Annotated in this window: 10 protein-coding genes and 2 pseudogenes; 7 read left to right on the forward strand and 5 right to left on the reverse strand. The window is 70.7% G+C overall.

All coding sequences use genetic code 11. The features are described from left to right. Positions 1-13: 13 nt before the first annotated feature. Together QNO07_RS21030 and QNO07_RS21035 are read right to left on the reverse strand one after the other, a co-directional pair. Complete coding sequence (locus tag QNO07_RS21030) at positions 14-829, reverse strand: SDR family NAD(P)-dependent oxidoreductase (RefSeq protein ID WP_283993768.1); 816 nt, start codon at positions 827-829, stop codon at positions 14-16. Further along, entirely contained in the window at positions 826-1,833 is a 1,008-nt protein-coding gene (locus tag QNO07_RS21035) for an NADP-dependent oxidoreductase (protein WP_283993769.1), read from the reverse strand. Before QNO07_RS21035 ends, QNO07_RS21030 begins: the two co-directional genes overlap by 4 nt. A gap of 163 nt (positions 1,834-1,996) precedes the next feature. On the opposite strand from QNO07_RS21035, the gene QNO07_RS21040 reads away from it, so the two are divergent. The 7 genes and pseudogenes from QNO07_RS21040 to QNO07_RS21070 all read left to right on the forward strand — a co-directional run bounded on the left by QNO07_RS21040 (position 1,997) and on the right by QNO07_RS21070 (position 8,159). Beyond that, complete coding sequence (locus QNO07_RS21040; protein WP_502961899.1) at positions 1,997-3,271, forward strand: FUSC family protein; 1,275 nt, start codon at positions 1,997-1,999, stop codon at positions 3,269-3,271. Positions 3,272-3,390: 119 nt separating this feature from the next. After that, positions 3,391-3,783 carry a Rid family hydrolase gene (locus QNO07_RS21045; RefSeq protein ID WP_283993771.1) on the forward strand — a complete coding sequence of 131 codons (393 nt, stop codon included), beginning with the start codon at positions 3,391-3,393 and terminating at the stop codon, positions 3,781-3,783. Between the two features lie 91 nt (positions 3,784-3,874). Further along, positions 3,875-4,551: pseudogene (locus tag QNO07_RS21050) on the forward strand (helix-turn-helix transcriptional regulator). Beyond that, a complete protein-coding gene (locus tag QNO07_RS21055) occupies positions 4,548-5,501 on the forward strand; it encodes a pyridoxal-phosphate dependent enzyme (protein WP_283993772.1) in 954 nt (317 codons plus the stop codon). The pseudogene QNO07_RS21050 and the gene QNO07_RS21055 overlap by 4 nt, the downstream one beginning before the upstream one ends. Before the next feature lie 58 nt (positions 5,502-5,559). Beyond that, a pseudogene (locus tag QNO07_RS21060) lies at positions 5,560-6,060 on the forward strand (S-adenosylmethionine synthetase N-terminal domain-containing protein); the annotation flags it as partial. A gap of 537 nt (positions 6,061-6,597) precedes the next feature. After that, entirely contained in the window at positions 6,598-7,005 is a 408-nt protein-coding gene (locus tag QNO07_RS21065; protein WP_283993773.1) for a YciI family protein, read from the forward strand. Further along, entirely contained in the window at positions 7,002-8,159 is a 1,158-nt protein-coding gene (locus QNO07_RS21070) for an RNA polymerase sigma factor (RefSeq protein ID WP_283993774.1), read from the forward strand. Before QNO07_RS21065 ends, QNO07_RS21070 begins: the two co-directional genes overlap by 4 nt. Before the next feature lie 153 nt (positions 8,160-8,312). Here the strand turns inward: QNO07_RS21070 and QNO07_RS21075 are convergent, their stop codons facing one another. The 3 genes from QNO07_RS21075 to QNO07_RS21085 form a co-directional block, all read right to left on the reverse strand. After that, positions 8,313-8,633, reverse strand: a complete 321-nt coding sequence (locus QNO07_RS21075; protein WP_283993775.1) for a hypothetical protein — start codon at positions 8,631-8,633, stop codon at positions 8,313-8,315. Between the two features lie 158 nt (positions 8,634-8,791). Beyond that, on the reverse strand, positions 8,792-10,558 hold the full coding sequence (locus tag QNO07_RS21080) for a fatty acyl-AMP ligase (protein ID WP_283993776.1): 1,767 nt from the start codon (positions 10,556-10,558) through the stop codon (positions 8,792-8,794). Between the two features lie 115 nt (positions 10,559-10,673). Continuing rightward, a complete protein-coding gene (locus QNO07_RS21085; protein ID WP_349636860.1) occupies positions 10,674-12,497 on the reverse strand; it encodes a fatty acyl-AMP ligase in 1,824 nt (607 codons plus the stop codon). Positions 12,498-12,687 lie beyond the last annotated feature (190 nt).

The raw sequence follows: 12,687 nt of genomic DNA on the forward strand, positions 1-12,687 counted from the left end.
GCGGGTCGAGCGGTCACACCACCGCCGCTCCGGCAGGTCCGGGTACGTTGCGGAAGCGGAACGGTTCCGGCTCGCGGCCGGCCTGGACCAGCCAGCACTCACCCGCGCCGCCTCCGGTCAGGATGCGCAGGACGGTCCGTGCGACGACCTCCGCCGGGATGACCGGAACCGCCTGCTCGGCGAGCATGTCGCGGAGCGGGTCGATGATCCGCGACTCCGCGAACCCCGGGCAGACGGCGTTGAACCGCACTCCCTCCTGGGACAGCGCCGGGCCCAGGGACCGGGTCAGCCCGACCACGGCGTGCTTGTTGGCCGCGTACAGCGGATCCAGCGGCACCGCGGCCAGGCCCGCCAACGAGGCGGTCGCGACGACGGACCCACCGCCGCGGGCCCTCAACGCGGGCAGCACGGCGTGGGTGCCGTAGACGACGCCGTCGAGGTTGGCGCCCATCGCGCGGCGGTACCGGACGGGGTCGAATTCGTCACCGACACCGCAGCCCGTGGCGACACCCGCGTTGAGCACGGCGATGTCGACACCTCCGCAGCGCTCGGTCGCGAAGTCGACCAGAGCGCGGTTGGCCTCCAGATCCGAGACGTCGCAGGCCCGGAAGTGCCCGCCCACCAGGTCGGCGACCTCCTGACCGCCCCGCGGGTCGAGGTCGGCGACGACCACCTCGGCGCCCGCCGCGGCCAGCACGACCGCCGTCGCCCGGCCCAGCCCGCTGCCGCCACCGGTGACAACGGCGACCTTGCCGCGCAGCGACGCCTGCGGCGGGCGCGGTTCGTCCTGTTCGCGCGGCCCGCCCGGTGCCTCGTTCCCCCCGCTCATGACAGGTCCAGCACGAGCTTGCCGACGTTCTCGCCGCGGAACAGCATCTGGAGCGTGTCGGGGAAGTCGTCCACCGTTCCCTTCACCACGTGCTCCTTGACCTGCAGCTTGCCCTCCGCGATCCAACCGGCGATCTCCTGCCCGGCCTGCGCGTACCGCTTCGCGTAGTCGAAGACGACGAAGCCCTCCATCCGGGCGCGGCGCACCAGCAGGGAGAGGTAGTTCGACGGCCCCTTCACCGCCGACTCGTTGTTGTACTGGCTGATGGCTCCGCAGACGACCACCCGGGCGTGCATGGCCAGCCTGCTGAGGGCCGCGTCGAGAATGTCCCCGCCGACGTTGTCGAAGTAGACGTCGATGCCGTCCGGCGCGTGCTCACGCAGCGCCTGCTTGACGCCGCCGGCCCGGTAGTCGATCGCCGCGTCGAATCCCAGCTCGTCGGTCAGCAGCGCGCACTTCTCGGGGCCGCCCGCGATGCCCACCACCCGGCAGCCCTTGACCTTGGCGATCTGACCGACCATGGTGCCGACGGCGCCGGCAGCACCGGAGACGACCACCGTCTCACCGTGGTTGAGGGCGCCGACGTCGAGCAGGCCGAAGTAGGCGGTCATGCCGGGCATGCCCAGCGCGCCCAGGTAGGTCGAGGCGGGTGCGAGGGAGGTGTCGATCCGCAGCACCCCCTTGCCGTCGGAGACCACCTGCTCCTGCACGCCGAAGCTGCCCACGACGTGGTCACCGACCTGGAAGTCGGGGTGCTGCGAGGCCGTCACCTCGATGACGGAGCCCGCCCGCATGACCTCGCCGACACCGACCGGCGGCAGATACGAGGGCCGGTCGTCGAGCCAGCCGCGCATCGCCGGGTCCAGCGAGATGACCCGGGTCCTGCCCGCGAACTGACCGGGGCCCGGTTCTTCGGCGGGTACCGAGACGTGCTCCCAGTTCTCCGGTTTCACTTCACCCGCGGGGCGGCTCGCCAAACGGACCTGGCGGTTGGGCGCAGACATGAGGCCTCCAGTCGTCGATGGACACCACGACCATACCGACCAGTAGGTACGCACGCGTCTGTGAGGTGCGCCACACCGCTGCCCGCAAAGGCCGCGCCGGGGAGCCCGGTCCGGCCCCGCGTGCCGCTCTCCGCCGCCAGGCCGGGTGCCCCGGCCGGCCCCCATGTCTGCCCGCCGCGCGAACGGGAACAGGCAGAAGGTGCTCGAAGTCGTCCCCCGCCGCCTGCGTGAGCTGGCGCAGCGCCGCCACCAACCCGTCGTCGTCCAGACCGTGCGCTCGGCGGCGGCCGCCACGATCGCCTACGCCACCGCCGTCTGGCTGCTCAGCGCACAGCCGCCGCCCCTGCTCGCCCCGCTGACGGCGCTGCTCGTCGTCCAGGTCACCCTCTACGCGACCCTGACCAGCGGCATCCGCAGAGTCAACGCCGTGGTGGCCGGCGTGCTCATCGCCGTGGCCTTCAGCGAGATGGTGGGCCTGAGCTGGTGGAGCCTGGGCCTGCTCATCATCTCCGCACTCGTGCTGGGCCACCTGGTACGGGCCGGCGAGTTCGTCCCGGAAGTCGCCATCTCCGCCATGCTGGTGCTCGGGGTGTCCCACTCGACGGACCTCGCACTGAGCCGGGTACTGGAAACGCTGGTCGGCGCGGTCGTCGGCCTGTTGTTCAACACCGTCTTCGTACCGCCGGTCTGGGTGGAAACCGCAGGCGACTCCATCGAGGACCTCGCCCGCCGCATGCGGACCCTGATGCTGGACCTCGCAGACCAGGTCGGAGGCCGGATCCCGGTGGAGCAGGCCGCCGCCCGGCTGCACACCGCCCGACGCCTCGACCACGACGTCGTCCAGGTCGACGCCTCGCTCGCACGTGCCGAGGAGAGCCTGCGGTTCAACCCGCGGGTCAAGGAGGCGCTGCTCTCCCGCATCGTGCTGCGCACCGGACTGGACACCCTGGAGATCTGCGCGGTGGTGCTGCGGGTGGCCACCAGGACGCTCACCGACCTGGCCAAGCACCGCACGGACGAGGACCTGTTCCCACCCGAGATCGCCACCGCGCTGCGCGAACTGCTGATGCACACCGCGGGTGCGGTCGAGAGCTTCGCCGTGCTCATCACCACCCAGGTCAGCCGCAACGCGGAGGAGGCGGAGACCTTCCTGCTCACCGAGTTGTCCGCAAGCCGGGCCAGCCGCGACCACCTCGCCCGACTGCTCCTGGAGGCGGTGCGGGAGGACCCGCGCCAGTGGCAGCTGCACGGTGCGCTGCTCGCCGAGGTCGACCGCATGCTGGACGAACTGGACGTGGAGAAGCGCTCCCTGCGGCTCGCGGAGGAACTCGACCGCTACTCGCGTGAGAGGCGCGGGCGCAGGCTGCTCTCGGACGGGCGCCTCCGCAGGCTGCGGAGGGTGCGCCGACGGCCGCGCGTACGCCGGCCGAACCGGTAGAGGCGGCGCGGCCCCCTCTCCGATTCCTGGAACTGAAATCCAAGTGCTAGATTCCGATTCCAGGAACCGCGTCGAGTGCCCCTCCGGCATCCGGCGCCGAGTGCGCAGGAGGATGCCCAGTGCCCGACACGGCAGCGGCGGCGACGGACGAACACCCCTGCTCGGTCGCCTTCCGGAGCGGCGATCTGGTGGCGGAGTCAGGCCGGTTGGGGTTCAGCGAGCCCGGCGTCCTGGTGCCGGTCGGCTTCGAGGCGGAGTGCCCCCAGGCGTTCGCCAACTTCGACGAGGCGCTGCGCTCGGCCGGCGCCGCGCGCACCGACATGGTCAAGGTCGTCTACCCGACCGACATCGCCGACCGCGTCCGGCTGAACGCCGTGTACCGGAAGTCCTTCGCCTGGCCGCGGCCCGCCCGCAGCTGCGCCGGGGTGGCAGCGCCGGCCTACGGGGGCTGCGTGGAGATCGACGCGGTAGCGCGCACACGCACCGACCGGGGGAGTGCCCGTGCCGCGTGAGCACTCCGGCCCCCCACAGGGACGCACCGCGGACTGCGACGCCGAACACGACGCCGGGCACGATCCCGAACGCGACGCCGAACGCGACGCGATCATCGCGGCTTGAATCCGGTTGTCGACGGCATCGTCGCCACGCTGGGGCCGTTCTGCGAGGCGGTCGTGCACGACTTCCGCCGCACCGAGCGTTCCGTCGTCGCCCTGGCCGGGTCGGTCACCGGGCGTGCTGTCGGCGGATCGATGAGCGAGATCGGCATGGGAGTGCTCGCGCGGGGCGACGCCGCGGAGGATGAGCTGAACTACCTCACCCGCACCGCCTCCGGGAACCTGGTCAAGTCCTCCACCATGGTGTTGCGGGACTCCGCGGGCTCGGTCTTCGGAGCCTTCTGCGTCAACCTCGACATCACTCCCCTGGAGCGGGCCGGCGCCCTGATCGGCCGCCTCGCCGGTGGCGAGGCACCGGCCGAACTGCCCACGACCACCTTCGGCAACGACATCGAGTCCGTACTGGACGCGATCGTCGACGCCCACCGGCTCCGCGAGGAGCCCTGGAGCGGACTCGACCGCGATGCCCGCCTGGGGCTGTTCAACCGCCTGGACGAAGCCGGGGTGTTCGCCGTGCGCGGCGCGGTCCAGCGCGTCGCCGACCGCCTCGGGATCTCCCGGGCCTCCGCCTACAGCTACCTCGCCCAGGCCAGAGACGCCCAGACCGCCCCCGGACCGGGCGCCACCGGGCGCCGGGACACCGACTCCGACGGAGAGCAGAGATGACAGTCACCCTGGACGACGTGCGGGACGCCGCCGCGCAGATCGAGGGGGTCGCCCACCGCACACCGGTGATGCGCTCCCGCACTCTGGACGCGCTGGTGGGCGCCGAGGTCTTCGTCAAGTGCGAGAACCTCCAACGCGTCGGAGCGTTCAAGTTCCGCGGCGCGTACAACGCGGCGTCCCGGTTGACGCCTGAGCAGCTTGCGCGCGGCATCGCCGCGTACTCCTCGGGCAACCACGCCCAGGCTGTGGCGTTGGCGGCCCGTGAGCTGGGGACGACGGCGGTGATCCTGATGCCGGAGGACACTCCTCGTTCGAAGGTGGAGGCCACCACGGGCTACGGGGCCGAGGTGGTGACCTACGACCGGTACACCGGGGACCGGGTCGCGATCGGGGAGGCGCTGGCAGCGGACCGCGGTCTGGCGCTGATCCCGCCGTACGAGCACCCGCACGTCATCGCCGGCCAGGGCACCGCCGCGCTGGAGTTGATCGAGGAGGTCGGTGAACTGGGCGCCCTCGTGGTGCCGGTGGGAGGCGGCGGGCTGATGGCCGGCAGCGCCACCGCCGCGAAGGCCTTGGTGCCGGACATCAGGATGATCGGCGTGGAGCCGGAGGCGGGGGACGACACCAAGCGGTCCCTGGCCGCGGGCCACCGCGTCTCCGTCCCCGTTCCCCGCACCATCGCCGACGGGCAGGCCGCCGACGTCCCGGGGGAGTTGACCTTCTCCCTCAACCGGAAACTGGTCGACGAGATCGCCCTGGTCGGTGACGACGAGATCCGGGACGCGATGCGGTTCGCCTTCGAGCGGATGAAGACCGTCCTTGAACCGAGCGGTGCCACTCCGCTGGCAGCCTTGCTTGCGGGACGAGTCGGGGCCCCGCCGCGGCGGATCGGAGTCATCGTCTCCGGCGGCAACATCGATGCCAAGCGGTTCGCGCAGCTCCTCGGATGACGGCCGGGCGCCGGGGTCCCGGTCACGGGTGACACGCCTCCTTCAACGAGAAAGCGCGGTGACGACGGCGGAGGGCCACCCCGACAAGATCGCCGAACAGATCAGCGACACCGTTCTCGACGCGCTGCTGCGTGAGGACCCGGATTCCCGGGTCGCCGTCGAGACGTTGATCACGACAGGCCTGGTGCACGTGGCCGGTGGGGTCACGACGAAGGCCTACGCGGACATCGCGACACTGGTGCGCGGCACGATCCCGGAGATCGGCTACGACTCCTCGAACACGGGATTCGACGGGGCGCCGTGCGGGGTGTCGGTGTCGATCGGCGCACAGTCCCCGGACATCGCACAGGGCGTGAACGCGGCGTTCGAGACGCGGGTAGAGGAGGACGAGGACGAGCTGGACAGGCAGGGCGCCGGGGTCCAGGGGCTGATGTTCGGCTATGCGACGGACGAGACGCCGACGCTGATGCCGCTGCCGGTGTTCCTGGCACACCGGCTGTCCAAGCGGTTGGCGGACTTGCGCAGGAACGGGACGATCCCCTACCTGCGGCCGGACGGGAACCTGTTCCAGGGTCGGGCGGGCCAACTGCTGTCGACCGACCCGGAGGATCCGGAGAGCATGCGGCAGATGGAGGAGACCGCCGTCACCATCTCCACGTATGCGGCGACCTACTGGGCACCCTGGTGGCCGCCGAACTGGACGGCGAGCGCCTGGCGGACGAGGACATCGCCAGTTTCGCGACGCAGCTGCTGCTCGCCGGGCACATCATGGCCGGGACGTGTACCTCTGCCTGGACGAGACGGAGGCGACCCGCATCACCGAAGGTCTTCGGCAGGAGAGACTGCACACCTACGGCACGGCGAGGGAAAGGGGCCTGACGGGCCGGTCAGGTGACGGTGACAGTGCGCTTGGTCCGATCCGGTGGCCCTGGGCGGTGACGTACGCACAAGGCGGCGGGCTGACCGAGACTGGGAGGCCGCGCAGGCGTCACCGATCCGAGAAGCCCCGCGCGGCGATGTCGAGAAGCCGTGACCGGCTCCGTCCCCGCAGTGAAGGCGACCCACCCGGGGCCGCACCGGCACAAGGAGAGACCCGATGGCCAAGTACCTGATCCTCAAGCACTACCGTGGCGCCCCCGCTCCGGTCAACGACGTGCCCATGGACCGGTGGACGCAGGAGGAGATCTCCGCACACGTGCAGTACATGAACGACTTCGCGGCCCGGCTGGAGAAGACCGGCGAGTTCGTCGACGGGCAGGCACTCGCCCCCGAGGGCACGTTCGTCCGCTATGACGGGGAGGGCCGCCCGCCGGTCACCGACGGCCCGTTCGCCGAGACCAAGGACCTCATCGCCGGCTGGATGGTGATCGACGTGGACAGCTACGAGCGTGCCGTCGAGCTGGCCGGCGAGCTGTCGGCCGCCCCGGGCGCGGGCGGGAAGCCGATCCACGAGTGGCTCGAGGTGCGCCCGTTCCTGTCCGCGCCGCCCACCATCACCGAGTGAACCCCGAAGCCGGTGAGGTCCTGCTCCGCAGCCTCACGCCGAGCGTGCTGGGAGTCCTCGTCCGCCGCGGAGCCGACTTCGCGGCGGCCGAGGACGCCGTGCAGGACGCGCTGGTCGAAGCGCTCCGCGTCTGGCCGGCCGACATGCCGCGGGATCCGAAGGGCTGGCTGGTCACCGTGGCCTGGCGCCGGCTCCTCGACGCCGTACGGTCGGACACCGCCCGCCGCCGGCGTGAGGACCTCGTCGACGAGGAGCCGGCGCCCGGCCCCGCACCGGCGACGGACGACACGCTGCAGCTGTACTTCCTGTGCGCGCACCCGTCGCTGACTCCCTCGTCCGCGATCGCGCTCACGCTCCGTGCCGTCGGCGGGCTGACCACCCGCCAGATCGCCCAGGCCTATCTGGTACCCGAGGCCACCATGGCGCAGCGCATCAGCCGAGCCAAGCGCACCGTGTCCGGTGTGCGGTTCGACCAGCCCGGCGACGTCGCCACCGTGCTGCGCGTGCTCTACCTGGTGTTCAACGAGGGCTACTCCGGTGACATCGACCTCTCGACCGAGGCCATCCGCCTCACCCGGCAGCTCGCGGCCGTGATCGACCACCCCGAGGTGGCCGGGCTCCTTGCCCTGACGCTGCTGCACCACGCCCGACGCGCGGCCCGGACCGCACCCGACGGCTCCCTCGTTCCGCTCGCCGAGCAGGACCGCGGGCGATGGGACAGGGAGGCGATCGCCGAGGGCGTAGGCATCCTGCAGGCCGCCCTTGCCCGCGACCGGCTGGGCGAGTTCCAGGCCCAGGCGGCAGTGGCGGCACTGCACGCCGACGCGCCCACCGCCGAGGAGACGGACTGGGTGCAGATCGTCGAGTGGTACGACGAGCTGGTGTGCCTGACCGACAGCCCCGTCGTCCGGCTCAACCGTGCGGTGGCCGTCGGCGAGGCCGACGGACCGCGCGCCGGCCTGGCGGTGCTCGCGGCACTGGACGACTCCCTGCCCCGGTACGCCGCGGTGGCGGCGTACCTCCAAGAGCGCGACGGCGACCTCGCCACAGCGGCACGGCTGTACGCCGAGGCCGCCCGGAAGGCGCCCAACCTGGCCGAGCGCGACCACCTCACGCGCCAGGCCTCCCGGCTCAACGCCCGGCGACGCCAATGAAGACGGCGCGGGCCGCGGTCAGCATTCCCTTGGACCGTCGCGAGGCCGAGGCGTCCGCCCGACGAGTGCGGCAACAGGCCCGACCGATGCGGCAACAAGGCCCGACCGGGAGCGCGGGGTGCCGCTGCCCGACTCGCCGAAGCCTTGGCGCGGTCACCCGCAGGTGGGCGGCGACCAGCCTCGGGCCGCCGCACCAGGAGGGCGACCGGTGTGCGCCCGATCCGAGCGCCTGCCAGCGTCAGGGCCAGCCGGAAGACGAACAGGTAGCACCGCGACGGCGGCGAGTGGTGGGGTGCGGTCCCGGACGCGGATGGACATGCGGACCTTGATGTCCAGTTTCAGGCCGCCCAGGTAGCGGTGGTAGCCGTTTCCGGCGACCACCTCTACCTGGGCGGCGGTGAAAGCCTCGTTGTCATCGAGGTAGGCGTCAGCGCCGTAGACCTCCACGATGCGGCAGGCGGGGGTTGCTTTCACCGCGTACTCGCTGATGGCTCAGGGCACTTGGTTCCTGCCTCGGTCAGGGGTGATCTTCACGTTGAAGGCGTCGCCATCGAGTATGCGGTTCGCGATGTACACCGCATTCAGCGGACGGCCGCCCGCCCCAGCCGCCGGCGTCACTCGACTGCGGCCCCTCATTCGATGAGGGCCGCCTCGAAGGAACCCCCCAGGTATCGGTCCCGGCTGTCGCGACGTTGCAGCTTGCCCGTCGTCGTGAGCGGCAGGGTACCCGGCTTGAGGAGGACGACATCGTGTACCTGGATGCGGTGTCCCGCATGGACGGCGCGCCTGATCTCCTGCTTGATCTCCTGCGCGGTCACCGGCTCCTCACTCCCGCCGCCGGCTGCCGCCGTCGTCTCGGCGAGCACGATGAGCCGTTCGTGTGCGCCGTCGTCGACTGACACCGCGCAAGCACCGAACTCGCGGACTGCCGGATGGCTGGCCTCGACAGTGGCTTCGATGTCCTGCGGGTAGTGGTTGGCACCGGCGATGATGATGAGGTCCTTCGCCCGACCGGTGATGAACAGCTCCCCGCTGTGCAGAAATCCGAGGTCACCGGTACGGAGGAGCCGCTCGCCCGGCTGGTCGGGCAGGGTCCCCATGAAGGTCTCGGCACTCTCCTTGGGCGCGTTCAGGTAGCCCGATGCGACGCTCGGGCCGGACACGAAGATCTCGCCCACCTCGTCCTCATCGCAGGGCTTGCCGGTCTCCGGGTCGACGGCGACAGCCGTGCTCAACGGATGGATCGGGCCGCAGCCGACCAGCTCCCGACCGTCCAGTGCCGACGCGGCTGGGCGCACTTCTCCGGCGGTGAGCGCCTCGGAGTCCACGCGCAGGACCACCGGACGCTGGCCGACCGGCACGGCCGTGACCATCACTGTTGCCTCGGCGAGGCCGTACGCGGGGGACAGCGCCCCGCGCCGGAAGCCGGCCTCTGCGAATGCCGTGCAGAAGCGGTCGAGGGTGTCGGCGCGGACGGGCTCACCTCCGACCAGAGCCATCTCCCAACGGCTGAGGTCGAGTTCCCGGCGCTGAGCGTCGGATACCCGGCGGACACACAGGTCGTAGGCGAAGTTCGGAGCGCAGCTGTCTGCGCGTCCGAGCCGGGAGATCGCCCGCAGCCACGTGAGCGGACGCTGTACGAACGTCATCGTGGGCAGCAGTGTGACGTCCCGGCCGGTGAAGAGGGGCTCGAGGACGTTGCAGATGAGGCCCATGTTGTGGTGCGGCGGCAGCCACGACACCGACGACGGGCGGGGCAGCCCGGTGTCGTCGGCAGGCCGACGCGTGCTGTCGTATATCAACGACAGATTGTTCAGCACATTGCTGTGAGTGATCGCGACGCCCTTCGGTACTCCGGTCGATCCCGAGGAGTACTGCAGGTAGGCGACCATCTCAGCGGCGATCGCAGGTGGGGTCCACTGCAGGGCCAGGTCCGGGTGCACCTCGTCGGTCGCCACCCGGTCGAGTTGGGCGAGCCCTTCGGTGCCGGTGAGGACGGGCTCCGCGGCGGCGAGCATGGGGCCGGTGGACAGGAAGAGCCGGGACTCGGAACTGGCGGCGATCGACTCAACCCGAGTCCATTTGGCATTGCCCCGCGTGCCGTCGAGCGGAGCTACCGGGACCGGGATCAGCCCCGCGTAGATGCAGCCCAGGAAGGCGGCGTGGAACTCCAGTCCGGGCGGGTAGCTCAGCAGCGCGCATGCGCGGGCGGTTGGAGCCTGCTTCAGCAGCGTCACGGCGATCGCCCGCGCATGGCGGTCGAGTTCGGCCAGGGTCAGTGAGTCGGATTCATCGACACCATCGCCCAGGAACACAAAGCTCTTCCGGTCGGGCTCGGCTGCCGCACGGCTTCGGCACAGGTCGATCAACGTCGTCAGTGCGCCGTGCTCACCGGCCACGCCCTCGGGCAGGAGGATACTGTGCTGATGATCGGTTCGCATGAGACAACTCCAAACGGAGGAAGGAGGAAGAGGGCGGCGGCAGTCCGCGCGCCCTCCCTGCACGGAGCGAGGTTCAGACCGTCTCGAAGGCCCGCGCCCGGTACCTGGACCGGCACTGCGAGCGCTGCAGCTTGCCGCTGGTGGTGAACGGCAGCGAACCGGCCTTGACCAGGAGGACCTCGTCGGCCCGGAGGCTGTGCCCGGCGAAGACGGCCGCCCGGACGGCCTCTCCGACCTCGTCCGCCCCGACGGCCGCGCGTGCACCTGAAGGGGCGTCCGACGGGGGGCCGGCCACGACGCGGTACCGGCTGTTGATCTCAGCCACGACGATGAGGCGCGTGCGTCCGCCGTCCTCGACGGTGAACGCGCAGCAGCAGCCTTCCCGTATGGCCGGGTGGCTTCCTCCCGCGGTCGCCTCGATGTCGTACGGGTAGTGCTGCATGCCCTCCACGACGATGAGGTCGTCCACCCGGCAGGTGACGAAGAGCTGACCGCCGTCCAGAAAGCCGAGGCTGCCGGTGCGCAGGAACTGGCGGCCCTCGTGGCCGTGCACGGTGGCGTTGAACGTACGTGCCGTCTCCTCCGGGGCGTTCCAGTACGCGGCACCGATACTCGGTCCGGACGCCAGGATCTCCCCTGTCTCGTCCGGGGCGCACGGTTCGCCGGTGGCCGGATCCACCACCGCGATGGTCATGGACGGATGCAACTGGCCCAGGCCGACCAGTCGGCGGGCGCCGTCCTCGCGACCGGCTCGCTGCACCTTGCCCTTCGCCAGCGCCACCGCGTCGAACCGCCGGATCACCGGTTCGGGCTCCACCGGCCCGCCGCTGAGCATCACGGTGGACTCGGCGATGCCGTAACTCGGAAAGAACGCCTCTCGGCGAAAGCCGAACGGGGCGAGCATGGCACTGAACTGGTCGATCATCTCTGCACGCACCGGCTCGTCCCCGACCACCGCGATCCGCCAGCCGCTGAAATCCAGGGAACGCAGCTGCTGCTCGGAGACGCGCCGCACGCACAGCTCGTACCCGAAACCGGGTGCCGAACCTATGCCCGCCCCGCGGTCCGATATCGCGCGGAGCCAGTTGACCGGGTCCTGGGTGAACGCCGACGGCGGCATAAGTACGGCGTCGTACCCCACATAGAGCGGCTGCAGGACCCCGGTGATCAGTCCCATGTCGTGGAACACGGGCAGCCAGGACACAACGGGCGGCAGCCGGTCGAGGTCGTCCGTGTCCCGGGAACCGTTGGCCAGGATCAGCGAGAGGTTGTGCAGGACGTTGCCATGGGTGAGCCCCACACCCCGGGGCGGGCCGGTCGTACCGGAGGTGTACTGCAGGTACGCGATCGTGTCCGGGCCGATGTGGGGGGCTTTCCAGCCGTATGCGTCCGTCCCACTGATCTCGTCCGTCGCCACAGCGGTCGGCCGGCGCCGTGTGGACATGTCCTTCAGCAAAGTGTCGACACGGTCCAGCCTGGACCCGTTCGACAGCACCAGATCCGGCTGGCAGCTGTTGACGATCGCCCGGAAGCGCGTATACCGGTCGTCGACGCCGACGCGCAGCACCGGAGGAGCGGGCACCGCGATCAGGCCGGCATACAGGCAGCCGAAGAAGGCGGACACGAAGTCCAGACCCGGCGGGTAACTCAGAACGGCGCGGGCGCCCGGCTGGGCATGCCTGCTCAGACGCACGGCGATCGCCCGTGCGCGGGCGTCGAGTTGGGCGAGGGTGAGCGAGGCGGACTCTTCGAGGCCGTTCTCCAGGAAGGCGAACATCCGTCGATCCGGGTCCCTGGACGCGCGATACCTGCAGAGCTCGACCAAGGTCGTCGGCTCGACTCGGAATTCTGTGATGGCATCCTCTGACATCGTGGTCCTCCTGTTCGCCATTGCCATTGCTACTGCCCCGCCCTTCCCCACCGGCCGCGAGGACCTGGCTTCATTGCCCAGCCATTGCCGTACGCCTGCGTCACGCTCGTTCCCCTCGGAGTGATGCTAGGTCGGCGGAGAACCATCGGGTATCCACCGGCGGACGGCGTCCACCCCCTACCGGAAGGCGAGTGCCGGTTAAGCCGTGGGGCGGATG

The organism is Streptomyces sp. 549 (genome assembly GCF_030124175.1).
In the GTDB taxonomy this organism is placed as follows: Bacteria; Actinomycetota; Actinomycetes; order Streptomycetales; family Streptomycetaceae; genus Streptomyces.